We start from the raw sequence: 26309 nt of genomic DNA, 5'->3' as shown, positions 1-26309 counted from the left end.
GTCAAAATTAGCTTACTTCTTGGGGAAACCCGCAAACCAATTTGAATCAGCTAATTCATTACACTCCAATTTCAGGTCAAGTGTTTCTTACTTCAAAAATCTTTTAGGTAGAACTCAGAAACACCATTATCTAAATTTTAAAAATTAAAAAAAATGAAAACAAAAGAATTATTAAAAATCAGTTTACGCCAAAATGCTATTTTCATTCCATCAGAAATGATTACGAATGACGTTAAAAATTTATCAGGAACAACATCCGTTTTATTGGCTAATGTTTCAAAACTTGGATTTACATTTTCTGAAACTTTACTTCACGCTTTAAACAACGTGAGCCCAACTTATAAAATCGAAGTTTTAGAAGTTCTAAGAGAAGTTTTAGGAACAGATAAAAACTGGACGCCATTGGTAAAAGAATGGAATATTCCAACAGGCGAATCTGTTGTAGATCATATTATCACGTATTTCGGAAATGTTTTTAAAACTAAAAACGGAACAACTTTACAATGCGGTCATATTATCCCAGATAATACTTTTCCATTAGAAAGATACAACGGTTGTCCGTTCTGCGGAACTCCGTTTGAATTCGGTAAACTGGAAAATATCGGACAAGGAAGCAAATTGAAAATGCTGGAATTGTGGACAGAAAAAGATTTAAATGATTTCTATATATCGTTATTGCAATCTAAAACCGCTTTAGACGCTACTCAGGTAGATAGTTTAAAAATGGCGATGCAATATTTGCCTTTACCAAAAACCGAGGTAGCAATGAAGGAAACTTTAATGCTGGTGATTGATCTATTGATCGAAAATGGTAAAGAAGACGAAGCGTCTCAGTTTTTGAAAACACCAACCGATATCTTACGATACTTATGGTATAAAAACACAGGAATGCTTCAGATTATTGAGCCAAAAACGATTATCAAAAGAACATCAAAAAATGCTCAGCATTTCCATAATGTTTTAGATTCAAGCGTTCAGGCCAGAATTGCATCTCAAAAAGATTTGAAACTAAAATATTCCCGAAAAGAGTGTTTAATGGTGGCAAATTGGTTGAATAATATGAATATGGATGTTGAAGCGATGTGCGAAACCATGCATCCAAAAAGAGGAATGTGGGTTCGTTTTATCCGTGCACTGCGTTTGGCAGAATACAGCAAAAGAAAAGGATTCGAGAAATTGAACTTCTTAATGGATGTATTCTACAACCAAGTGTACGATGTTTGGCAAAGTAAAGTAGATTCGTCAAGATTGAAATTTGATGCCGATAAAACGTTTGCTTTATTGAAACAGCGCCCAGGATTGTTTGCTCGTTCGTTATTTTCGAATATGCTTTGGTTTGGAGCAGAGGAAACGATTGCTCATTTTGAAGAAATCATCGATAAAGTTCCGGCTCGATTGGTGTTTACTTTAAACATGTATGCTCAAAATTATTTTGATAAAAACATGCAGAGAAGTGTGAAACCTTTGGGTGGAACCAACAAACGAATTGAAGCAAATGCTTTATTGAAGTTGTACGAAGATTTTCAGTTGGAGGCAATGAAAAATCAAATCGAAGAATTGTGTCTTTTAGCCATGAAAAAACGATTTGCGAAAATGGCGAACACCAACAAAACAATCTATATCGATCCGCAATTGTTTAACATTCCGGTTTCTATAGGAGACCGAAGCGAGACAGTTCAGGATTTGCCAGTTGCTTTAATGGGAACACGTTTCCCAGTTGAAGGTAGCGAAGTGCGATTGTTTATGCAATGGGGTAAAGATTTGCCAGCGCAACATTTAGATATGGATTTGAGCTGTCATATCGCTTATGAAGATAAAGCCGATATTTGTTCTTTTAGCCGATTAACCACAACAGGTTGTCAGCATAGTGGAGATATCCGAAGCATTCCAAATAAAATTGGAACAGCCGAATATATCAACATCAACATCGACGAATTGGCGAAAGCGAAAGCAAAATTTGTAACTTTTACTTGCAACGCGTACAGCAACGGAAGTATTACGCCAAATTTGGTTGTAGGTTGGATGAACAGCAAACACCCGATGAAAATTTCGGAGAAAACGGGTGTAGCATACGATCCGTCGTGTGTAGATCATCAGGTTCGTGTGACGCAGAATGTTGCCAAAGGTTTGGTTTTTGGAGTGTTGGATGTAGCCAAAAGAGAAATCGTTTGGTTAGAAATGACTTTTGGAGGTCAGGTTGTAGGCGGACTAGATTTCAAAGGCGTTCAGGCGTTGTTGTCAAAACTAAACAGCAAATTGAATATTGGTAGTTTGTTACAGCTTAAAGCGGAAGCTCAAGGTTTAACGATTACTGAAAATGAAATTGCTGATGAGGTGTATACAGCGCAATGGGCGATGAATCCTGCGGTTGTGACGCAATTGTTGGTGGATTAGTTGCAAAGTTGCAAAGTGACAAAGTGACAAAGTAACAAAGGTTTGTAGAGGTGCACTGCTGTGCGTCTCCGCAAAGATTGGTAAATTTAATCACGCAAAGACGCGAAGTCGCAAAGTTTTTTTAAGCGACAGATTATGAGGATTAAAAGGATTATTAAAAAATCGGCAGAATCTGCAATCCCGATAGCTATCGGGAGCGGGAAAAAATCTTTGAAATTACTGTAACCACACAGTTTGTCAATTCGACCGAAGGGAGAAATCACACGCGGGATTTGACAAAGATTGGCGACGTTCTGTGCGGAGTTTCTAGTGTGATTTCTCCTTACGTCGAAATGAAAAAAAATCCTTTTTAATCCTCATAATCTGTGGCTTAAAAAAGAAAAATCTTAGCGTCTCTGCGACTTTGCGAGAAATAATAAAACTACGCAAAATAACTGCGCAGTAGTATTTAACCTTTGTACTATCAAAATAGAAAGAAAAATGAAAACACAAATAAACGGTACAGATATATTAGAATTAGGATTCCCAGAAGGAAAAATAATCGGAATCGCCTTAAAAATAAACAGCAAAAGAAACGGATTCACAAGAGACGAAATGATTACCAATTTTAAAAACGTCTTAGAAACTCCGGAGAATTATATAGACGATAAAATCTTCAGCAAACTAGCTGTGGCTTTAATCGAAAAATCGAATGAAAAACCAGAAGATTTTATTGCTTTAAACGAAAATCCGAATGCGTATTCGGCTTACGGATTAGATCATATCGAAGATGGAGCCAGAAAACAAATGGAAGTTGCCATGAAATTGCCTGTTACGGTTGCAGGAGCTTTAATGCCAGATGCGCACCAAGGTTACGGATTACCGATTGGCGGAGTTTTAGCCACAAAAAATGCTATTATTCCGTATGGTGTTGGCGTTGATATTGGGTGTAGAATGGCATTGTCGGTTTATGATATTCCAGAAGATTTTTACTTTGAAAACGAAGCTAAATTCAAAAGAGAATTAATTGCGAATTCTATTTTTGGAGCAGGTCACGGATTTCACGGTCAGTACAAATCTGATCATGCGGTTTTGGAGAATGAGACTTTCAATATGAATCCGTTTGTGAAGAACTTGAAAGATAAAGCCTGGTCGCAATTAGGATCTTCAGGTGGTGGAAATCACTTTGTGGAATTCGGAATCATGGAATTTGCGCAAGACGATGCGGTTTTGAATATCCCAAAAGGAAAATATGTCGCTTTGTTAACGCATTCTGGTTCACGCGGAATGGGAGCAACCATTGCGGGACATTATACTAAAATCGCCAAAGACGAATGTAAACTTCCAGAAGTGGCAAAAAACTTGGCGTATTTAGATATGAACTCACAGTTAGGTCAGGAATATTGGCTGGCGATGAATTTGGCGGGAGATTACGCTTCGGCTTGTCATGAGATTATCCATAACAAAATGGAACGCGCTCTAGGAGCGACGATTTTAGCCAAAGTCGAAAACCACCATAATTTTGCCTGGAAAGAAATCTGGAACGGCGAAGAAGTGATTGTACATAGAAAAGGAGCAACTCCAGCCGGAAAAGGCGTTATGGGAATAATTCCGGGAAGTATGACCGCACCGGGATTTTTGGTGAGAGGAAAAGGCGAGGAGAACGCCATTAATTCGGCTTCGCATGGAGCAGGAAGACAAATGAGCAGAACCCAAGCCATCAAAAACATCACACAATCCGAAATGAAATCGATCCTGAGAGATCATGGTGTTACGCTTATCGGTGCAGGTCTGGACGAAGCCCCAATGGCGTATAAAGATATCAATCAGGTTATGGAAGCGCAGAAAGAATTGGTTGATGTTGTAGCGAAGTTTACACCGAAATTAGTGAGAATGGCGGATGATGGGAGCAAAGAGGATTAGTGGTCAGTTTTTTATTGTTCAGTCGCGGTCACAGTTTTCAGTTTAGAGGCGCACAGCAGTGCGTCTAACGCTTTGTGGTGATTTTAACCGCAAAGTTCGCTAAGAATTACGTGAAGGTCGCAAAGATTTTTTCACGCAGATTCAGCAGATTTTAAAATAATCCTTTTAATCTTAATAATCTGTGGCTAAAATAAAAACTTTGCGACTCCGCGACTTTGCGAGATTAAAAACAAAAAACTTAGCGTCCTAGTGCCTTAGTGGCAAAAAATAAAAAATAATTTAAGGCAACAGAGAGAAAAAAACTTAGAATCTTAGCCTCTCAGAACCTTAGCAACTTTAAAAAAAAATGAATTATATAGACATAGGAATAAACCTAACCAACAAACAATTCCAAAACGACATAGACGATGTCGTACAAGACGCGCTCGACGCCGATGTATCGCAAATGATACTTACGGGAACAAGCGTACGAAACAGCGAAGCTTCATTAGAAATCGCAAAACAATATACGGGAATATTATATTCGACGGCAGGAATACATCCGCATGATGCGAAGAGTTTTGATGAAAAAAGCATTTCGAAACTGCGGAATTTATTAAAGCAGAAACAAGTCGTTTCGGTTGGTGAATGCGGACTCGATTTTGATCGTGACTTTTCGCCCCGAAACAAACAGGAAGAATGTTACAAAGCCCAATTAGAATTGGCGATCGAAGTACAGAAACCTTTGTTTTTGCACGAAAGAAGCGCTTTTAGTTCTTTTATGAATATCACCAAAGACTATTTACCACAATTGCCAAAAGCCGTTGTGCATTGTTTTACAGGAACATTGCAGGAAGCCAAAACCTATCTCGATAACGGATTTTATCTCGGTTTTACGGGAGCGATTTCTGATGTTAAACGTTTCAGCCATTTAAAAGAAGTCATTCAGTACGTACCCATCGACCGAATGATGATTGAAACCGATGCGCCGTTTATGCTTCCTAAAAATGTCCCGAACAGCCTCTTAAAGAAATACCACGAACGCCGTTGCGAACCTGCTTTTCTGCCGTATGTTGCCGGAACAATTGCACAGTTTAAAGGAATTACTTTGGCTAAAGTGGCAGAGGAAACGACTAGAAATACTAAGAGCTTTTTTGGGATTTAGAATTTAATTTATAAAGATTATTTGTTGCCTTTTAAATCAGGTGTTTGTACTTGGTTTAAGGGCTTTTTGTTTGTATGTATTTGATTACATCTCGATGATATATTATGGAAAACCGTAAAATAGTTTTTAAAATCTTATTCATCTTTGATTAAAATGTTTTCAATATAAAATAATTAAACAGATAATTTAATCAGAATAATAAGAGTATATTAGAAGGCAGAGAAATTTGAATAGAAATTGAGAGTTATTATTTAAAATTATCGAAACAAACACATTAAAATAAATATTATGGAACCAATTACAATGGCAGTTATTACACCTTTTTTAATCGAATTAGGAAAACAGGGAATAGAAAAATTTAAAGAGAAAGGCGTTGAAAGCATTTCAGAAGGAGCAATTAATTGGATTAAATCATTATTCTTTAAAGATGATAAACCAAAAAAGGCATTGCTAGAGCTTCAAGAAAATCCTGAAAACATAGAAAAGCAAAATATTGCAAAAGCACTTATTGAAAACTCTCTTGAAGATAATCCTGAATTTAAAATTCATTTAAAGGAAATTTTAGAAAAACTTCCAAAAGTTGAAAATACAATTACAAATAGTAAAAATGTAAATACAGGTAATGTAAATACAGGAGGAGGGGATTTTAGATTAGGAGATAATTATGGAGCTTAATAATGTAAATTTAGGAAATATTGATACTAATGGGGGGCCAGTTCATCTTGGACATAACATCAATAATATTTTTGAAGGATTATCTTTTTTGCTTACTGAGTATAAACAACAATTAGAAGAAATTAATAATCTTATTCTATCTTTTAAACCTAAAACAGCACTTGATTTGCTTAATGGATTGGAAGAAAGAATTAAAAATGGAGAAGCTAAAATTGATGATAAAATAAAGAGTAAACTACTTTATTTGAAAGCTCAATGTAAAAGTGATTTAATTGAATATTCGAAAGAAGATTCTGGAAAAGATTTTGTTCAAGCATACAAATTAAATAATACAGATGAACTCCTTAAAGAAAGGGCCTGTGTTGAATATCTAAATTTAAAAGATAATGTAAAAGCGATAGAACTGTCTGATCAAATACTTCAAACCGATGAATATAATATAAGTGCTTGGTTTGTAAAAGTTTTAACTTCTGGTGATATTAAAAATTATCTAAAGTCTGTACCTAAAATTGTATTTGATAACTATGGTTTTCAACAGAGTGTTATTTATCAAATTATTCGAATTGAAAATTTAGATTTCTTTGAAAACTTAAAAGAATATGGGTTTGAGTTAAATATCGATTTTGAAAAATATAAGGAAGTTACATTCGATAATAAGATATCATGGTTAATAGCTATAGATTTAGCTCTTACTAAAATATTCAACAAATATCCAACAAAATATATTGCAGGGGAGAGATTTCTTTTAGAAGAAATTCCTGAAATTGAGCCTACTATTAGCTTGGCTGAAATTTTTGTTAATACATTAGATAAAACAGAAATATCAAATACTATTAGTCACCAAAAGTTTTATTATTACTATTTAAGTTATATACAGACATATAGCGATAGTGATTTTGAAAATATTAATAAATCATTTCAAGATTTACAAAAACCTTTTTGGTTTTACACATACTTTATGTGCCAAATTCTTAATCACAAAAAGCAATATGGAGAAGCACTTGCATTATTGAATGATTATGAAAATTTAAAAGGAGAATTAAATAGTGAATATTTTCTCTTTAAGTCTGTTGTATTTCATTTGCTGAAAAAAGATGATGAAATTGAAAAATTATTTGACCAATATTTACAATCTATAGATATTTTAAATGAAAAACATATTTTGAATATTGATAATGCATTTTTTGGTGTTCAAAGTAAAAATTACGATAAAGAATTATACAATAGGGAATTGGAAAAAGTTTTAAAAAAGGATTTTAGCTTTGATGAACTAAAAGTTTTTTTTGAAATTTTAATAAAAATTAGATATATAAAAGAGTACGATAGTGAAAAAATTTATGAGCAGATAATTCAAATAAAGGACTATGAGTTATTTGATGTTAATTGTAAAGTTCTAATAGCTAATAGCCTAAATTTAATAGGAAAGGTAAAAGAAGCTATTAATTATATGGAAACTTTTATAGAAAAATCTAAAGTATCAGGTGCTTTAAGACTGTATATAATACTTCTTCACAAACAATTACATGATAAAAATGATGATGAAAGAGGTAGATATAAGGAATTGTTAGAATTGTTGAAATTTTGGAGAGAGAATAATTCATATATAGACGAGCTCTTACTTGGATTTGAACATAATTTCTATGTAGAGATAGATAATCTAGATAATCTAGAACAGATAGATGAACTTTTGCACAAAGAATTTCCTAATAATGAACAATATTTATTTTTTTATTTAGCGACTCTTGAAAGGAAGAAATCATTTGATAAAATTGATGAAATCTGTACGGATATTAAAACCGTTTTTGATGATGAAGTTATAGGACTAAATATTAGCTTTATAATGATTCGCAATAATATTAATATTTCAAAAGGATTTGGCATATTATATAATCTAGCCCTAGATATTAATAATACTAATGCGAGAAAAAACTATTTTACAGCTTCATTATTGCTTACTGATTTTTTTGAACAGTATGAAGAAGTGGAATTAGGTTATTGGGTCGCATATAATGTAAATGGAAAAATCGAAAAGAAAAAAATTATAAATGCAGAAGGATTAAATAAAGAATTTATAGGTAAGAAAAAAGGAGAATCCTTTTCTACTAAGTCTTCAATGTCTCATAACCTTAATACAATTGTTATTATTGAGATTTATAATGACGCTATGAAATTGTTTAGAGATATTTCAGAAGAAGCCAATAATCCAATTAATGAGTTAGGTTTTGAATCGCTTCAAGTACCTAAAGATGCCGAAGAAATGAAAAAATTTCTAATTGAACAATTTGGAATTTCTGGTACTCAAGAAAAGCAAAGAGTAGATAATCTTTTAAATGACTATTATGGTTATCAAGTAGGTTTTACAGAAATAGTACGGGGAGTTTTTAGAGAAAATTATCTAAATGCCTATTTGCATTTGACAAACGTCAAAGGATGTAAATTTACTACAGTACCGAATGTGTTTTCCCAGAAAATTGCTTCGAATGATGACGTTGAATTCATTTTAGATTTAAGCACTTTGTTATTATTCTTTTCTTTAGAAAGAGATATGGATTTTAAGTTTAAGCATAAATTTAAAATATCTCATTTGATTAAGAAAGGAATTGAGGATGAATTATTAGAACTTAAAAATTCACCAGAATCCTCAATGAGTATTCAAATTACGACTGAAGGTATAACAAGATATGATATTCCTGAGAATTATAAGGAAAAAGAGAAGAGTTTATAAACTCAATATTAAAATGGATTGATGAAAATTGCGAAATTGATTTTGTTGAAGAAAAATTAGATTTGGTTCCAAAATTGAGGCAAAATGAAATAGGATTTGATTCTAATATTATGAAAATATTAATTGATTATATGCATTTATCTATGAGGGAAAATCATAATTTAATTAGTAGCGATAATACTTTGTTTTTATTTAAAAAAAATGCAAACTTGTATGGTAATATAATTAGTCCTGAAAAATATTTTACAACTTTTTATCCAGAGAAATGTAATACAGATTTTTACAGATACTTACTAAAAAGTAATTATTTAGGAATTGATATTAGCCTTGAAACTCTAAAAAATGAATTTTTTGATTTTATAACTGGCAGAGAGAATTATTATCTTTTAGTTTTGGAAAATTTGCAGTATTATATAAATCATAATCCTAATGTAATTATTTTATGTGTTAATTTTCTAAAATATCTTTACTTAAGTAATACCATAACAGTAAAAGATAAAAATAGATATTCTTCAGAATTATTTAGAAATACTTTTTATGGAATGCCTATAAATTTGATTAATCAATATGAAAATATTCTAAAAAAAGAGTTTAAGCTTTTAGGAGATTATTATGAAGAAGTTTTAAGTGAATTTTATGCAGTAAAAAATCTTTATTATTCTTAATTTAAACTTATGTAAAATTTAAAAAGTAAGTTATTTCTTTCTTTTTTGAAATAAAAGTATATCTTTGCGATGCAAAACAATCAAAGGAGAAATCCTTAAAACTTTTTTTAAGTTAACATAAACGAATACCTCGTCATGGTGAAGGAACAGGAAACTGTCCTAAATCATTCCTTTGAATGTTTTGCACACCTAAAGCGAGGTATTCGCGTATCTAAAATTTTCTATTATGCAAAAAGAAAATCAAAAACCAACACATCGTGATGTAGTGCCATCCGTAATTAATTTCCTTTCAGACGAATTGTTTGAGGGAGATTACAAAGAACAGCCCATGTATTTACAGGAAATCTTCGAGCTATTAATGCATACAGAGTTTGGCGACGATATCAATTTAAGGCAAAAAATACTGAGCTGTTTAAGAACCAGCCGAAATCTGGCAGAAACGTTATCGCCATTTTCAGAGAAGCAGATTCAGAAGGCTTGTGTAAGCAATAGATAAATTATTCCACTAAAAACCCAAACCCTGCAAATTGGTTTTTGCAGGGTTTAATTTTGTAGATAAAATTCTTATATTTATTTTTTATTTTTTTAATTATGAACTGCAAAATATCATTCAAAGAAAGGGCGGAAATAGGTATGAAAATTTTAGCCAAACAGAAACCAGTCACTTTAGAACAAGCAAGAGCACAAGCAAAATGGCTTAGTGAAAATAGTACTTCTAAAGTAAAGAAGAAAAGAATCTAATATTTTATCCGAATAAAAACCCAAACCCTGCCAATACCAATTGGCAGGGTATTTTTTTGCAATCAAATAGTACTTTTAACTCCTAGATTTTTTAACATTTAAAAGACATTATTTTAAGAACAAATCACTCTAAAATTCTTACATTACCCTTTCAAAATAAAAGCCGATAAAGATGAATATAAGCATCTCAGTTAAACAATTAGGAAAAAAACATCCGCTACTTCAGGAAAAAAGTATCGCTCTGGATATTGAAAATCCTGTCATTACTACACAAAAACTCATAGAATCGATTGTTGACCATCAGGTACAATTGTTCCGATCTTCATCCTTTGAGTTTGAAGACGAAGACAAAATCCATCTTCCCAAAGAACATTATTTACCCATTCTTACCGATACCGGAAAAGTAGGTTTTGGCGCGCTGTACAATCACAATCAAGTAGATTTGGCCAAAGCGCAGGAAAATGCCATTGTAGCTTTCGAAGACGGTTTGTATGCTATTTTCTACGGAGACGACCAGCTAGAAACGTTAACAGAACAAATCGATTTATCTCAAAACAAATCCATCACTTTTATCAGGCTTACGTTTTTGGCGGGAAGCTACTGGTAGTTAAATTCCAAAAAATAAATCCCAAATTCCAAAAGCGAATTCCAAATTCCAAAAAAAAAAATAAATCCCAAATTCCAAAATCTGTTTGGGGAAATCCTTCGACTTCGCTCAGGAAGACAAAGTGAAGTAATCTATCCCGATAGCTATCGGGACTAAAATCAGAAATCTAAAATAAACAATATGACAATTGAAGATTTATTAAAAAGTAAAGTAATCGAAAATCCAATTAAGAGATTTAAAAAAGAATTGGAAGAAATTGTAAACAGTAATCTGGTTACTAAATTATTTTCTAAAACAAAACTAAAAAAAGAAGTGGCGGAGTTTGGTCTAGAACTCGTTAAACTTCAGGACAATTATTATAGCAATTATATTTCTCTTGGTTCTAAAGAAGCCGAAAAGTTTGCGACTTTGGTAAAAGAGGATATATGGGAAGATCAAAATTACTACGATCTTTTGCTTTACTTTTTTGGCGAAGAAAACGCCGCATACGTCAAAGAAGCTTGGAGCAGATTGCCTCAAAAAATGTATCAGACGGGTTATACGCGAAGAGCATTTAGAGCACCAAATCATAAAAGTTATTTGCTGGTCAATCAGATTAATTTTCTGCGTTCTTTGCTAAACTGAACCTTACAAATACAATTATCAGGACAGCACCACTTTTTATTATGATTTGAGTATTGAAGATGAAATTCGTTACGATACCGAGATTTCAAATACCATTACCAAATTCATGGTTTGGTCTGCTGCATTGGATTCTGGTAAAGAAGGACTTTTTCAATTATTTGAAGACATTATTTTCAATAAAGATTCACACGGAAAAGTGTCTAGAAATATCATCAAAGCCCTTTTAAACAGCGAAAAGCAGGAAAACTGGGAATTGGTAGAAAAACTTCTTCTGGCCGCTCAGCGTCAGGAAGGTTTGCGCCAGACGATTCTGGAAGCTTTAGACGAAACAAGCATCGGTGCTTTGCAATACATGATTAAAGTACTTATTGATAATAAACTGACTCGTTTTTCATCGGTTGTAAGAGCGATTGATACGTGGACAGGTTTGGGTTGGGATTCTGAAAAAGAAACTACAGTTCGAAATATTATCGAGTTGGCTTCGGGTTATTTTACAAAACCAGAAACGATTGCAACTGGCGTAAAAAGCAAAAATAATAACGAAGTCTACATGGCGCTTTGGGTTCAAGGTGTTTTGGATGTCGAGAAAACAGTTCCGTACCTGCACGAATTATTAGAAAAAGGTTCGGTCGAAAAGAAATCGCTGGCATTGAAATTTGCAGGAGAAACCAACGATCCTTATATCGAAATGCCTCTTTATTTTAAAGCATTAGAAGATGAGAATCTGCAGGTTTTAGCCTTTGCAGTTCCGAGAATGAATGCTTTATTGGAAGCCAATACAAAATCGAAGTTTTATATCGAAAACACAGATTATCCGAACTTCTTTGATAAAGTTTACAATCTTGCACAAAGCATTACCGAAAAAGAAAAAACTTTTGAAGGAAAAGTGTTCTCGTGGTTAAATGTAAAGTTCGAAAGAGATACGCTTTATGCCGCAGCCATTAATTTGGTTGGTGATAACAACGAAAGATTAGAAGCGGTTTTGCAACATTTTGAAGGCTTCTCGATCAATTTAAGAGAGAAACTGACTAGAAATTTATTGGGAAGTTTTTATAGCTATTCGTATTACAGTAATCAAAACAATCAAACCAAATCAGAACCAACTGAATTTCAAAGAAATTTTGCCTTACGTATTTTAAAAGATAGGGGAGAATCTCTTGTGGCTTCGGCGGTTAATGTTTTAAAAGATTTGAGTTTAACCGAAGAGGAATTGACTGTTTTTCAGGAATTATTTAAACGTAAAAATTCTAATTTAAAAAAGAATCTAACAGCAATTCTGATTAAGCAAGAAGATCAGAAAGTAGTCAATTTTGTTGATCAGACCATAGAAAAAGGCGATTTAGAACAGCGTATGTCTATGTTGAACCTAATGTTGCAAGCTTCAGAAAAATAATAAACTGACAGATAAGGTTAACGATTGGGTAAAAGATTATCTGCAAAGACCAAAAATTACCGAGAAGGAAACCAAATTTATTGAGCAGTTAGAACCTTCAAAAAAACAAGATCTTTTAAGCGCAGAAAACGGTTATGGATTTTTTACGCCAAACGAAATTTCAGTTTACGAATTGCCAAAACCAAAGGCAGATTCTGTGTATGCAAAAGCGGTAAAAGAACATCAGTACGGTTTTTCCAAATCGATGTCGCATATTAAAGAGGAAATTGCGAAGCTTTATAAATTGTTTGAAGAAAACAGAAATTACGAATACGAAATTGAAAACTACGATAACAGCAAATCGACTGTTTTATTGGGGAATTCTTTTAGACCATTAAAAAATCTAAAAGACGAAAAGAATTCAGAATTGGCAGCAACCAATTATCCGTTATATGAAGTTTGGGAAGAATGGTTTAAAAATTCAGGTTTAGTAGAACGAGATTTGTTTTTGCTAACGTTTGTAAGCAGTTGCGATCGAAAAATCTGGAGAGATTTTCTAGAAAAGCATGTTTTTTATTATAAAGAATTACTGCCACACCCAAACAAAAGAGGTTACGATTGGGACAATGCGATTCTGAATATTCTGAATGCGTTGCAAGTAAAATATGCTTTTGAAGAAAAAGTCGATTTCTTAATCGACGCTAGTAGCGCTTTGTATGCAGATCTTCCAGAATCTATAAAAGAGTTTGAATACGTGCCAGGTAAAAATGAATATTATTACAATAACAACAACGGAAACGGCTGGCAAAGTCAGAACTTTTTTGATGTTTATCTAAACAGAATCGACTTAAGAAATGTAACTACAGAACAAGAAATTAAGATATGGAATCTGTACAGATGGAGACAGTTAAACGGACTGGAAAAAAATATTTCTCACTGCAAACCTTTTGTTCAGTTATATAGTGCTGCATTTGAACAAAAGTTAATTACCGAAGGTGAATTGTACGAAGGTATTTTGGAACCAGAAAGAATTTCATTTTTAACGGGTGGAAACAGAAATTACAGAAATCAAGGAAGCGAAGACTTATTGGTTAGATTTCCATTCCTAGTTTCGATGGTAGATAAAATTCGCGAAACATTTTTGGATGTCGAGGTTAAAAGAGGCGATTCTAATACTTCGGTAGCGCATTTGGTACAAAGTTTCCAGAAGATTTTTGGTGCCAACCGTTTGGTCGAATTGATTACAGCGCTTGGCAAAGCAAGTTTGTACAAAGGCTATATTTATTCGTGGAGTTACACCGATTTAACGAAACAGAAATTATTTAGTTTCTTATTAAAGAGATGTTATCCGCTAGAGACAGATACACAAGAAAGCTTTAATGCTTTAATTAAAAAAGCTAAAATCTCTGAAGAAAGATTGATTCAGACTGCTATTTATGCGCCTCAATGGCAAAAGTTTATCAGCAGTTATTTGGATTGGAATGGTCTTGATGAAGGAATTTGGTGGTTTCATGCGCATACCAAAACAGCATCTTACAGTGCTACAAATTCAGAATTAGAAAGTGAGGCGGCTAGATTTTCGACTTTAGATTTGCAAGATTTTAAAGATGGTGCCGTAGATAAAGATTGGTTTACATCGGCTTACAAAAAACTTGGAAAAGCTAAATGGGAAATGCTGTACGAATCGGCTAAATATGTAACAGACGGAAACGGTCACCGTCGTGCGCGTTTATATGCAGACACGATTACAGGCGATTTGAAAATTAGGGAAGTTACAGCCAAAGTAAAAGACAAACGTGATCAGGATTATTTGCGTGTTTACGGTCTGGTGCCTTTAAGTAAAGCAAGTCCAGAAAAAGATATTTTGGCGCGTTACGAATATTTGCAGCAGTTTAAAAAAGAAAGTAAAGAATTTGGTTCGATGAAACAGGCGAGCGAAGCTTTGGCGATTCGTGTGGCATTGGAAAACTTAGCCAGAAATGCGGGTTATCCAGATCCAGTTCGTTTGACTTGGGCAATGGAAACCAAGCAAGTTCAGAATATATTATCAAAGGAAACCGAAGTGGTTTTAGATGATGTAACGATAAGTTTGGTGATCAATAATGAAGGAAAAGCCGATTTAGTTACCTATAAAGCAGGAAAAGAATTAAAATCGATTCCGCCGAAATACAAAAAAGACAAAGGAGTTGTTGAACTGACGAATTACAGAAAAACGATGCGCGAGCAATGGACACGTTCGAGAAAAGGTTTGGAAGAAAGTATGATTCGCGGAGACGAGTTTTTATTCGCAGAAATGCAAAACCTTTTTGAACACCCGATTATTTCAAAACATCTGGAGAAATTGGTTTTTATTTCTAATGACAATCAGATTGGTTTTTATGTCGATGGAAGTTTAGTGACCGGTTTAGGAGAAATGATTTCGTTAAACGAAAATCAGACTTTCAGAATTGCGCATTGTTTTGATTTACATAAAAATAATGTTTGGGTAGATTACCAGAAATATTGTTTTGACAATAAACTGCAACAGCCATTTAAACAGATTTTCAGAGAATTATATGTTCCAACGCCAGATGAATTAAAAGAAAAATCAATTTCGAGACGTTATGCAGGGCATCAAGTACAGCCGAATCAAACTTTGGCTTTATTGAAAACAAGAGGCTGGAAAGTAGATTATGAGGAAGGATTGCAGAAAGTTTTCCATAAAGAAGGCTATCAGGTAAAAATGTATGCAATGGCAGATTGGTTTTCGCCAGCAGATGTAGAAAGTCCGACTTTAGAAACTATCGAATTCCATTCTTTAAAAGATTATAAAAACATTGCTTTTGAAGATATTAATCCGAGGATTTTCTCAGAAGTCATGCGCGACATTGATTTAGTGGTAAGCGTTGCTCATGTTGGCGGAGTTGATCCAGAAGCGAGTCATTCTTCTATCGAAATGAGAGCAGTATTGTTAAGAGAAACACTTCGTTTATTTAAAATAAAAAATGTAGAAATTACTGGAAACCATGCCATCATAAAAGGACAATTGGCCGAATACAGCGTACATTTAGGAAGCGCGATTGTACATCAGGTTCCGGGTAAATATTTGTCAATATTGCCAATTCATTCGCAACACAGAGGACGTTTGTTTCTTCCATTTGCAGACGACGATCCGAAATCGGCTGAGGTTATGTCTAAAGTTTTATTGTTTGCGAAAGACAATGAAATTCAGGATCCAACTATTTTAAGTCAGATTGATAAGACGTATGCTTAAATTAAAAATAGAAAAGGCTGTTCAATTAGAACAGCCTTTTTTTAAATTCTTTTTTTTTATATAAAAAGTCTAAGTAGTTGTAGTTGGTAACAAAAAAAGAACGTTACTTTATCAAAGCTTTAACTTCAATAAAAAATGACAAATCTAAAAAACCGGGGAAAAGAAGCCAGCGATGATGCGCTCTTCGGAACTTTAAAAATGCAACAGAAACTAAAAGAAGCTGTTGCAGATATGCACTACTTTCTTAGCAGAGGTTATGGCGAAAAAGCAACATTGGTTTTGGTTGGAAATCGCTACCGTTTAAATGCGCGTCAGCAACAAGCTGTTCGTGGAATGAGTGCTTCTCAAAGTCAGATTGAAGACCGAAAATCAAAGGAAATTCAAAATAAGGATCTAGAAGGAAAAGAAATTGTTATTGATGGTTTTAATGTGTTAATTTTGCTGGAAAGCATCTTATCAAAAGCCTATGTTTTTACAGGATTAGATGGTTATATAAGAGATTTGTCAAGTGTTTATGGAACTTATAGAAAGGTAAATCAAACTTCGCAGGCTATTGACATAATAGTGGATTTTTTTAGAAACGAAAAAGTAAAAACGGCGCATTGGTTGTTTGATAAACCCGTTTCTAATAGCGGAAAATTAAAACAGATAATTGAAGAAATCGCTTTGAAAAATTGTTTAGATTGGAAAGTCGAACTAGTCAATAATCCTGATAAAGTTATGGCAGAAAGTAATCAAATTGCGATAACATCTGATGCGTGGATTTTAGATCATGCTTTAGCAAATTTTAATTTGATGAAATATGTTTTGACTCATCTCAATATAACTGAAACTATAATTTGCAGTGAATAAATAAAAAAAGAATGTTCTTTTTTAAATGAGGCCAAAGCTGTAATTCTTAAAAATAATGAAAGAAAACAATAACAACAATACCTATATTTTTGATGATGAAGAATGGAAAAGCTGTATAAAGGTTTTACAGGCTTTAAAAGACAATCCGTTGGAGAATCCTGACAACGATTTATTTGCGGGTTTGATTACCAAAATTCATAAAAATGCCAAAAAAAATATCCGAAGCGTCAGTTATACTTCAAAAAAGCAGCAGGATTTTCAGGTTAGTATAAACTCGACTATAGTATCAAAAGCTTTAAAAGGAGAAACATTATTTTCAGAAAAAGAAAATCCAGAAGAACAACAATTTACCGAATTAAATCTGCCTAAAAATTGTTATGCCTGTAATCGGTCTTATAAGTTGGCCCATAGTTTCTACACAAGACTTTGTCCAGAATGTGCAGAAGAAAACTATGAAAAACGTTTTCAGAATATAGATCTAAAAGGAAGAAACGTAATTTTAACTGGCGGACGAGTAAAGGTAGGTTTTGCAACAGCTTTAAAATTATTGCGAAGTAATGCCAATGTTGTACTTACAACCCGTTTTCCTGCGCTTGCGTTAGAACAATTCAAACTTGAAGAAGATTTTGATCAATGGGGAGAAAATCTGATTATCTATGGTCTGGATTTACGAAATCTAAATGCTATTAATGAATTTGTATCGTTTTATAAATCCAAATTTGACAGTTTGGACATTTTAATAAATAATGCGGCTCAAACTATAAAATATCCAGATGAATATTATGTTCCATTAATTAGAAAAGAAGAAAACCTGCTTGGAGAATTTTCGGTAAATGTCCATCTGATTGCCAATAAAACTCAAGTAACATCAGAAGTAAAAGCTTTAGAGTATGGCTTTGAAGAACAAACCGAAATCGCACTTTCGCGTTTTGGACAACCTGTTGATAATCGGGATAAAACCAGTTGGAATTCTACTTTGGAAGAAATTAGCATGTATGAACTTGTTGAGGTTAATCTGATCAATCAAATTGCGCCTTATTTCCTGATAAAGGAACTTAAACCATTATTTTTAAACTCAGCATTCGATGAACGTTTTATTGTGAATGTGACATCTTCTGAAGGAATATTTAGTTATACTAACAAAACGATTTTTCACCCTCATACTAATATGACAAAAGCAGCACTAAATATGATGACACTTACTTCTGCCAAAGAATTTGCAGAAGATGCTATCTTTATGACCAGTGTAGATGTTGGCTGGATTTCGACCGGTGCAAAAGAAAGCCTGCGAAAAAAGCAGTTTGAGGAAGGATATATTCCGCCGCTGGATTCTGTAGATGGAGCCAGCAGAATTTTTGATCCAATCGTGCAGGGTATTAAAGGAAAAAGTATATTTGGGGTCTTGTTGAAAAACTACAAAGTTTCCAATTGGTAAAAGTTAGGATAGTAGTTTAATTGGAAAAATATTCCCCCCACAGGAAAAGTTTTGGGTTCGAGTCCCAACTATCCACTAGGGTGTTAGCTCAATTGGAAGAGCGTTCCCCGCCACTGGGAAAGGTACAGGTTCGAGTCCAGGTGCATCCTTTTTTTTTAAAGTTGCAAAGGTTCATAGCTTAAAAGTGACAAAGGGCTTTAACTTTGCGGCTTATTTAAGGTTCAAAACTTAAAAAGAAAACTTCGTGTCTTGCTGCCTTCGTGGCAAATAAAAATATAAAGGTGTTAGCTCAATTGGAAGAGCGTTTACCCAGCAGGTAAGAGGTTGCAGGTTCGAGTCCAGGCACACCTTTCTTTTTTAAGTTACAAAGACGCATAGTTTAAAAGTGACAAAGGTTTTTTTACTTCAAAACTTAAAAAGAAAACTTCGTGTCTTAGTGCCTTCGTGGCAAATAAAAATACAAAGGTGTTAGCTCAATTGGAAGAGCAACTGTTTGCTAAACAGAAGGATGCAGGTTCGAGTCCTTGCACACCTTTTCTTAAATACGCATTTTCGCGGTAGTAATTCCTTAAAACATGCGTTCAATTTATTTAAATTGTATGCTATTGAATATCAGTATGTTTAAGTTGTTTTTAAAAAAATATGTTAAAATTAATTTCATTAATCAATTTAAATTATGACAAAATATACTACATTTGTGGCCATAATTAAATATCCTAAAATACATATGACACTTTCAATCGCAAAATATTTTGACCACTTAGCAGGAGAACTTCCGGCTAGAGTATCAGGATGCAATATGTATTTTTATGAAATTAAAATGTAAAATTTAGAGTCAAACTCATCATAAAACAGAAAAGCGTCCTCAAAGTAGGGCGCTTTTTTTGTTTTTAACCACTTCGACTTCGTTCATTGTGACAATAAAATTGAATAGAAAGACAATAAAAATGATAGAATATTAAACCATAACTAAAAAAAACTAAAAAAATAATTGACAAAATGTTTAATGATTAAACCCAATAGCGAAATATAATCTTGAAAAGTAATCTGATGAGTAACAGTCATTTGATAAAAAGAGAAATCTGCACCAGTTTGCGGACAGGGATTTCTTTGGTTTAATTTTAAGTGTAACTAATTGATAATCAGAAAAATAATCTTAAAAAATATTTGGAAATATGATTTTTTCGACATTATCTTTGCCAAACAAAATTGAAACACAGCGTTTCAAATAATAACAAGAATTTAAAATATAATACAGCATACAAAATGGCTTTACAAAATAAAATATCATACGGATTACCACTAAACGCAAGATTCGATCTTGGACGTTTGACAATGCAGGTGCATCAATATAGGCAATAGGATAGTTATATCACGTTGAATTTTGTAAAGCACCTTTGATCGGGTGCTTTTTTTATGCCCAAAAAATTGATTTTGTAGCTCAGTTGGATAGAGCGTCTGCCTACGAAGCAGATGGTCGAAGGTTCGAATCCTTCCAAAATCACTTGTTCTCTAGAAGGAACTGGCTCATTGGGGTTACTGGCTAACCTTCCCGACTGTCTCTCGGGAGAAACGGGTTCGACTCCCGTATGAGCCGCTTTTTTAAAGTTTCTAAGTTTCTGAGATGTTAAGATTCTAAGTTACTTAAATAAACCTGGGAAGATAACGGAGGTTGTTTACCCGCTTTGGATGCGGGAGGTCGCAGGTTCGAATCCTGCTTCCCAGACAAATGAAATGGTTTTTAAAGTTGCTAAGATTCAGATTTAAAAGTTTAAAAAACTTAGTCCCTTAGCATCTCAGAAACTTAGAAACTAAAAAAAAAATGCAGGAATGGTGAAATGGTAAACACGGCTGATTTAGGATCAGTTTCCTGAGAGTTCGAGTCTCTCTTCCTGTACAAAAATGAAGATTTAAAAAAATATACAATGAAAAAGATAAGTACATTATTCGCCAAAGATCCTAATGATTTAGGAAGGATTATAGATAAAATTAATATTGAAAACAAATGGGTTTTTGAAGGAGAATCTATTGCAACTAGAAAATTTGATGGTACATCTGCAGCGATTATCGACGGTGAAATATTTAAAAGGTTTGATGCTAAAAAAGGAAGAACAATTCCGTTGGGAGCAATTCCTTGTCAGGAAGCAGATCCAATTTCAGGACATCATCCACACTGGTTAAAATGTGATCGTTCAAAATCGGAGGATAAGCATTTCTTTGAAGGTTTTGATGGATTAGAAAATAAAGTTGACGGAACTTACGAATTATGCGAACCTAAAGTACAAGGAAACCCGGAAAATTTTGAGAAACATACATTGGTAAAACACGGAAGTGAAATACTTGATTTTGTAAGTCTTGATTTTAAGGATTTAGAAATATTCTTATCAGAGAATGACATTGAAGGTATTGTTTTCCATCACATTTCAGATGAGCGAATGTGTAAATTAAGAAAATCAGATTTTGGTATTAAACGAATGAAATTAGAATCTGTGTAAAAAGAAAATAACGCTAAAAATTAAAAAAATGAAAGAATTATACAACCGAATAGCTCTTGTTGGAATTGAACAAGAAGAATATGATGTTATAAAAGGCAATTATTCAGGACATATTATTTGGCATCAGTCTATTCCTAAAATCGTAGTAAAAGATGAAGTGCTTTATATGGAAAAAGCCAATGGAGTTGGAATGCTTCCGGTTGATAAAGTGGTTTATTATGGAATTTACGATAATGATTTCGATTTTATTACTGGTTTAGCAATTTGGCGAGGAGACTGTTATCCGAATGCGGCGGCAATGTTGGATTGCCGATTTAAGATTCCGTGTCTGGTAAAAGCATTATCTCTTTCGAAATTTAGTGCACCTCGTGGGTTTATAAGTGCTGGAGCTTCTGTAACTATTGCAAATGATACGGTTGCCAAATGGGGTAATTGGCATTGCGGCGAGAATAAACATCGTTTTACGGGAGAATGGGAAAGCCAATTTACGGCTACAATTGAACCTTATTATGAAGGGGAAGCCGTTCGTATCATGATGATTGGAGATGTTTATTGGCAGATTAAATTAGAAGGAGACGATTGGTTAAAATCTATTCATCCTGATAACGCAGGTTTTATGCCTGTTGATGAAGATTTACTAGCAGATACAATTTATATAAAAGAAACTTTGAAGATGGATATGATTGGAAATGATTATATCGTTGGAAAAGATGGTTCTAAATATTTATTAGAAGTAAATCATATTCCGAACATAACTCGATTTGATCAAGTAAGAGAAGCTTATTTATCGACGGTTATAGAATGGATTAATTAAAAAAATATCCTGCGCAGAATAATTGCGCAGGATCATTTGAATCTTTGTTTAAGAAGTAAAAAAGTTCTTTTATAAAATGAAATTATATCAAAGGAAACTTTGATTAAAAATATCAAACAAGCCTTGTTGGGTGTTTCGGTATAGCACCATTGTAGCAGACTTTTCGCGAAAGCGTATTATGTTTTTCTATGCAGCTTGGTTTGGAGGTTTTGATGGTTTTCCAAAAAATTATCACACGATCTATTTGTCGTGGGTTCGATTCCCATCCGCAGTAATGTGGTAACTCAGTTGGTAGAGTAATAGAATGTTTATGCAGGTTCGAATCCTGCACCGAACACGTTTCGGTTGGACGAATTGGTTAGTCAACGGGTCTCAAAAACCTGTAACAGTAGAGCGCATCACTCTTAAAAAGATGTACCATTAGAAAAAACTAATTTGTCTTTGTCAGTGAAATTAAGATTTTAGAATCTGATGTTTCACACTCTGATAAAGCCAGTGCGAATCGAAATGTGTTTTGAAAAGTTTGTTTTCTTTTTGATTTGATTGTTAAGAGAATTTGGGGATTCTCTCAATAAAATAAAATCAGAAACAATTCAGACAGACAAAGAACAAACTATTCGTCCGTTTTTCTTAGAGGAGAAAGGCAAAAAGGTTTTTTTATTAAGAAGAGAATAGAGGAAAGAAAATAGAGAAAAGAATAAAGAGAATAGAGGTTTTAATGATTTCAGAACATGAAACTTGAAACATGAAACAAAAAAACATTATGATAAAAAGAATTAAAATCGAGACTTACCAAGTAGGCTTGGTGTTCGAAAATAGAAAATTAATAAAAGTATTAGAAGAAGGATTACACTGGGTTTTTGGAAACAAAAACATTATGATTTATGATCTAAACGGATTCTTTCAGGCTCCTTTTGAGTTGGATATTTTATTGCAAAATGAAGTGTTAGCATCTCTTTTGGAAGTTGTTGAAGTTGCCGATAACGAAATTGTGTTGCAATTTGTAAAAGGAAATTTTAAAGAAGTTCTGGTGCCAGGAAAGTATGCTTTTTGGAAAGGAGTTGTAAAAAATGAATTCATTAAAGCAGATTTGTCTAAGATTGAAATTACAGAAAATATTCCAGTAAACTTATTGGAAAATGTTAAGATGAGATACTTCACAAGAAAATTTATTGTAGCAAGTAATGACAAAGCTTTATTATTTGTGAATGGAACTTTTGTGAAAGAATTGAAATCAGGGACACATTATTTCTGGAATAACGCCATTACAATGGAAGTGAAAACAGTTGATACTAGACAGCAACAATTGGAAATTTCTGGTCAGGAGTTGTTGACTAAAGATAAAGCAGGATTAAGAATCAACTTTTTTGTGAGATATCAAGTGGTTGATATTATGAAAGCTTTGACTGAAAATAAAGATTTTGAAAAACAATTGTATGTCGCAATGCAACTGGCTTTAAGAGCTTTTGTTGGCGGATTAACTTTAGATGAATTATTGTCAAAGAAGGATGCAATTGCCGATGCAATTTTAGAAGAAGCAAAAACTAAGATCAAAGATTTAGGTTTAACAATTTCTGATGCTGGAATAAGAGATGTAATTCTTCCAGGAGATATGAAAGAAATCATGAATCAGGTTTTGGTTGCTGAGAAAAAAGCGCAGGCCAATAGCATTATGAGAAGAGAAGAAACTGCTGCAACAAGAAGTTTGCTAAACACAGCAAAGCTGATGGAAGAAAATGAAATGTTGTGGAAGTTGAAAGAGATGGAGTACGTTGAAAAAATCGCTGATAAAATTGGTGAAATCACCATTTCTGGCGGTGGAAACGTAATTGGTCAATTAAAAGAAATCTTCGTAAAATAAAAGAGCCATTAACAGTAAATGTTGATCGTTTAAGTTTAATAATAAAAATTTAAGGATGAATCAAGAAATAGGATTTGCGTCGGGCTAAAAAGGTCAAACGGATAAAGTGGAGTTAAGTGAATCTTCGTTTGCCTCAATTAAAGGAGCAGATTTAGAATGCATTAGCCTATGGAATGAAAAGGTGAATTTTCGGGAAACCATATATATCATTTAGAGATATTTCTCTGGTAAAGCAAGCGTGCTTTTAAACTTTGTGATATTGGATTTCCCAGAAAAGCCTTTGATTTCCTGAGATTTCCAAGAATTGCAAAAGAAAAATATCATGCAAAACAATACACTAGAAAAATATAAAAAAGCAATTAGAAATAAATACGAGACAGAAAAAGGCGGCAAATACTTTGATTATTTGTACAAGCCTTCTCGTGGAAAACTTCGTGATTTGTGCTGGCTTATTTTCGAAAATAACCCAACTCAAGATGATTTGAATGTTTTTAAAAACCTATTAGGGCTAGATTTCGTTCATACGAAAAAGAACAAGTTTAAGGAAAAGAAAGACAAATTCAGACCTATCGAAACTTTCTTAAAAGGAGAAACAGATCCATCCAATATTGATGCTATAAATATGGCAGCTATTTTGGTTGATTTTGAGCCACGTCCTTTCAAAAAGTTTTATGAAACTTCTAAAAAAGAAGAGACAAAACCAGTTAAAAAGCTTGAGAAAGCTAAAGCTGTTTTTGAAAAGAAGAGTTCTGCAAAAAAAGAAAAGCCTGAAAAAAAGTCTAAGAAAAGAAGTTTCTTTCTAGATTTTAAAAGCATGTTTTTCTAAAGGTCTGCCACAAAGTCGCTAAGACACAAAGTTTTTTAGACACAGATTAACAAGATTATTAAAAAAAATCTGCTGAATCTGCGAGAAACTAATCTTAGCGTTCCTTTGCGTAAATCTTAGCGCTCTTAGCGGTTAGAAAAATCTCGCAAAGGCGCAAAGGCGCAAAGTTTTTTAGCCACAGATTAATAAGATTAAAAGGATTATTAAAAAAAATCTGCTAAATCTGGGAGAAACTAATCTTAGCGTTCCTTTGCGTGAATTTTAGCGCTCTTAGCGGTTAGAAAAAAAATAATTATTAAAAAATTAAAAAAATGAAAACTACAGATAAAATTATTATTATTGATTTAGAAGCCACATGCTGGCAAGGCGCGTTGCCCGAGCGGGCAGCAAAATGAAATTATAGAAATTGGTTTGGCTGTGTTGAACACAGAAACGGGAGCAATTTCTAAGAATAAAGGGATATTGGTAAAGCCGCAACGCTCAACCGTTAGTTTGTTTTGTACAGAATTGACCACCATTACTCAGGATTTACTTGATAAGAGCGGAGTTAGTTTTGAAGATGCTATTAATGAGCTTATCGACGAATATAATCCCGATTTGTACACTTGGGCAAGTTACGGTCAGTACGATTTGAATATGCTGAAAAAACAGTGTAAATCGTTTGGTGTTTCTTATCCAATGGGAGAGGAGCATATCAATGTAAAAGAGCATTTTGCCGAAAAGTTTGGCTTGGTTAAACCAACAGGAATGAATGGTGCGCTTGCATTGCTGAATATTCCGTTAGAAGGAACACATCACCGCGGAATTGACGATGCCAAAAACATCGCAAAGATTTTGAATTGGTGCCTTAAAAATTAGAATTTAATTTGTTAATCGCAGTTATCAAAAGGATAGCTGATAACTGTAGAAAACTGCAAATAGAAGTATTTGCAGTTTTTTGTGTTTTTACAATTGCTGTAAATCATTCAAATCCATTCTCCAGCAGCATTGTAATCATCTGGAAGATAAGTAAGATATTGAACCATTCTTGGACTTTCTCCTCTGTTAGGTGTTGCGCAGTGTGGCAATGCATTGTGCCAGATTATAAAATCGCCTGCATCTCCTGTAATTGGTTTTGGTTGCAACGTTTTTAAAGCTTTTTCTCTTGGATTTTCATGTGGCTCAAGTTCGTCGAGCCATTCATCGATTTGATTGTGAAAACCTGGAACGCAATGGAAAGCGCCATCATTTTCTTTGCATTCAGTTAAATAAAATAACCCTTGTAGACCATAAGTAAGCGGTTTTTTTAAGCTCATATCCCAATGAAGCGGACTTCCAAGAAAGGTGAAATGATCTGTTTCGGGCGGATTAAAACTTACTTTATCTATTGTTTTGTAGATATTTGTAGTTCCATAAAGCTGTTCGTAAGCCTTTTTTACTTTTGGCGAAAAGCGATTACGATTTAAAGTTTCATGATCCGAAAAATTAAGCATAAGCCCTTTTTGTTCTTCGTGACGCTTGTACCAGCTTTCTTTTTCATTCGGATTCATTTTTAAATATTCCCAAATGGCTTTTTGAGTGGCTTCGCAATCTTCTTTTGAAATAGCATTTTTAACCACAACATAACCGTTCCGATTCCAAAATTCAAGATCCTGTTCAGACAAGACATTTACAGTTAAATCCTCAATTTCTTGATCAGTATTTCTTTTTCTATTATTAATCCATGTTTTGAAAGTTTCAAAATCTGGTTTTTCAGAATATAGAAAATACAAAGTATCTTCCATGCCAATGCCTAACTGATATAGTGTTTTAATCTGGTTATCCCAATTGGTATGGTCTGAATTCGCATTTTTAGAATCTAAAGTTCGTTTCCACAATTGTTCGAGAACTGTCCAAGGCATATTGTTTTGTTTTAGGTAAAAGAAAACCTAAAAATACGCGATTT

At 33.5% G+C, this 26309-nt stretch carries 18 protein-coding genes, 7 tRNA genes and 1 pseudogene; 25 read left to right on the top strand and 1 reads right to left on the bottom strand.

The window, feature by feature from the left end; genetic code table 11:
- Positions 1-153: 153 nt before the first annotated feature.
- From ACPWTF_RS05445 to ACPWTF_RS05325, 25 genes and pseudogenes are all read left to right on the top strand, one after another.
- Positions 154-2394 (top strand): hypothetical protein, encoded by a 2241-nt coding sequence (locus tag ACPWTF_RS05445; RefSeq protein ID WP_427874728.1) that lies wholly within the window; start codon positions 154-156, stop codon positions 2392-2394.
- Positions 2395-2874: 480 nt separating this feature from the next.
- Positions 2875-4296 (top strand): RtcB family protein, encoded by a 1422-nt coding sequence (locus tag ACPWTF_RS05440; protein ID WP_427874727.1) that lies wholly within the window; start codon positions 2875-2877, stop codon positions 4294-4296.
- Positions 4297-4642: 346 nt separating this feature from the next.
- Positions 4643-5440 (top strand): TatD family hydrolase, encoded by a 798-nt coding sequence (locus ACPWTF_RS05435; RefSeq protein ID WP_427874726.1) that lies wholly within the window; start codon positions 4643-4645, stop codon positions 5438-5440.
- A gap of 288 nt (positions 5441-5728) precedes the next feature.
- Entirely contained in the window at positions 5729-6115 is a 387-nt protein-coding gene (locus tag ACPWTF_RS05430; RefSeq protein ID WP_427874725.1) for a hypothetical protein, read from the top strand.
- Positions 6105-8840, top strand: a complete 2736-nt coding sequence (locus ACPWTF_RS05425) for a hypothetical protein (RefSeq protein WP_427874724.1) — start codon at positions 6105-6107, stop codon at positions 8838-8840. The genes ACPWTF_RS05430 and ACPWTF_RS05425 overlap by 11 nt, the downstream gene beginning before the upstream one ends.
- Positions 8841-8950: 110 nt before the next feature.
- Entirely contained in the window at positions 8951-9505 is a 555-nt protein-coding gene (locus ACPWTF_RS05420) for a hypothetical protein (RefSeq protein WP_427874723.1), read from the top strand.
- A gap of 226 nt (positions 9506-9731) precedes the next feature.
- The gene (locus ACPWTF_RS05415; protein ID WP_427874722.1) at positions 9732-10001 is read left to right on the top strand and encodes a hypothetical protein; all 270 of its coding nucleotides are present in this window, start codon (positions 9732-9734) and stop codon (positions 9999-10001) included.
- 417 nt (positions 10002-10418) lie between these two features.
- On the top strand, positions 10419-10853 hold the full coding sequence (locus ACPWTF_RS05410; RefSeq protein ID WP_427874721.1) for a hypothetical protein: 435 nt from the start codon (positions 10419-10421) through the stop codon (positions 10851-10853).
- 180 nt (positions 10854-11033) lie between these two features.
- Positions 11034-11477, top strand: a complete 444-nt coding sequence (locus ACPWTF_RS05405) for a hypothetical protein (protein ID WP_427874720.1) — start codon at positions 11034-11036, stop codon at positions 11475-11477.
- A gap of 46 nt (positions 11478-11523) precedes the next feature.
- On the top strand, positions 11524-12870 hold the full coding sequence (locus ACPWTF_RS05400) for a hypothetical protein (RefSeq protein ID WP_427874719.1): 1347 nt from the start codon (positions 11524-11526) through the stop codon (positions 12868-12870).
- A gap of 172 nt (positions 12871-13042) precedes the next feature.
- Positions 13043-16102: a DUF4132 domain-containing protein gene (locus tag ACPWTF_RS05395; protein ID WP_427874718.1), complete on the top strand. Its 3060-nt coding sequence runs from the start codon at positions 13043-13045 to the stop codon at positions 16100-16102.
- A 135-nt stretch (positions 16103-16237) separates the two neighbouring features.
- On the top strand, positions 16238-16954 hold the full coding sequence (locus ACPWTF_RS05390) for a DUF434 domain-containing protein (RefSeq protein WP_427874717.1): 717 nt from the start codon (positions 16238-16240) through the stop codon (positions 16952-16954).
- Positions 16955-17009: 55 nt separating this feature from the next.
- Positions 17010-18389 carry an SDR family NAD(P)-dependent oxidoreductase gene (locus tag ACPWTF_RS05385; RefSeq protein WP_427874716.1) on the top strand — a complete coding sequence of 460 codons (1380 nt, stop codon included), beginning with the start codon at positions 17010-17012 and terminating at the stop codon, positions 18387-18389.
- A gap of 77 nt (positions 18390-18466) precedes the next feature.
- Positions 18467-18539, top strand: a tRNA-Trp gene (locus ACPWTF_RS05380).
- 128 nt (positions 18540-18667) lie between these two features.
- Positions 18668-18741 (top strand) — tRNA-Ala (locus tag ACPWTF_RS05375).
- 110 nt (positions 18742-18851) lie between these two features.
- A tRNA-Ser gene (locus tag ACPWTF_RS05370) sits at positions 18852-18925 on the top strand.
- A gap of 894 nt (positions 18926-19819) precedes the next feature.
- Positions 19820-19893, top strand: a tRNA-Arg gene (locus ACPWTF_RS05365).
- 20 nt (positions 19894-19913) lie between these two features.
- A tRNA-Asp gene (locus tag ACPWTF_RS05360) sits at positions 19914-19986 on the top strand.
- A gap of 57 nt (positions 19987-20043) precedes the next feature.
- A tRNA-Pro gene (locus ACPWTF_RS05355) sits at positions 20044-20115 on the top strand.
- Between the two features lie 98 nt (positions 20116-20213).
- A tRNA-Leu gene (locus ACPWTF_RS05350) sits at positions 20214-20286 on the top strand.
- A gap of 28 nt (positions 20287-20314) precedes the next feature.
- The gene (locus tag ACPWTF_RS05345) at positions 20315-20884 is read left to right on the top strand and encodes a hypothetical protein (RefSeq protein WP_427874715.1); all 570 of its coding nucleotides are present in this window, start codon (positions 20315-20317) and stop codon (positions 20882-20884) included.
- 28 nt (positions 20885-20912) lie between these two features.
- Positions 20913-21698 (top strand): hypothetical protein, encoded by a 786-nt coding sequence (locus ACPWTF_RS05340; protein ID WP_427874714.1) that lies wholly within the window; start codon positions 20913-20915, stop codon positions 21696-21698.
- Between the two features lie 745 nt (positions 21699-22443).
- The gene (locus tag ACPWTF_RS05335) at positions 22444-23559 is read left to right on the top strand and encodes a slipin family protein (protein WP_427874712.1); all 1116 of its coding nucleotides are present in this window, start codon (positions 22444-22446) and stop codon (positions 23557-23559) included.
- Positions 23560-23881: 322 nt separating this feature from the next.
- A complete protein-coding gene (locus tag ACPWTF_RS05330; protein WP_427874711.1) occupies positions 23882-24385 on the top strand; it encodes a hypothetical protein in 504 nt (167 codons plus the stop codon).
- A 311-nt stretch (positions 24386-24696) separates the two neighbouring features.
- Positions 24697-25243, top strand: a pseudogene (locus tag ACPWTF_RS05325) (exonuclease domain-containing protein).
- A gap of 107 nt (positions 25244-25350) precedes the next feature.
- Here ACPWTF_RS05325 and ACPWTF_RS05320 read toward each other — a convergent pair.
- Entirely contained in the window at positions 25351-26265 is a 915-nt protein-coding gene (locus tag ACPWTF_RS05320) for a phytanoyl-CoA dioxygenase family protein (RefSeq protein WP_427874710.1), read from the bottom strand.
- Positions 26266-26309: the final 44 nt, after the last annotated feature.

The sequence above is a fragment of the Flavobacterium sp. MMS24-S5 genome, assembly GCF_050320125.1.
Taxonomy (GTDB): Bacteria; Bacteroidota; Bacteroidia; order Flavobacteriales; family Flavobacteriaceae; genus Flavobacterium; species Flavobacterium tyrosinilyticum.
This window is presented reverse-complemented; position numbering and strand designations above follow the sequence as displayed.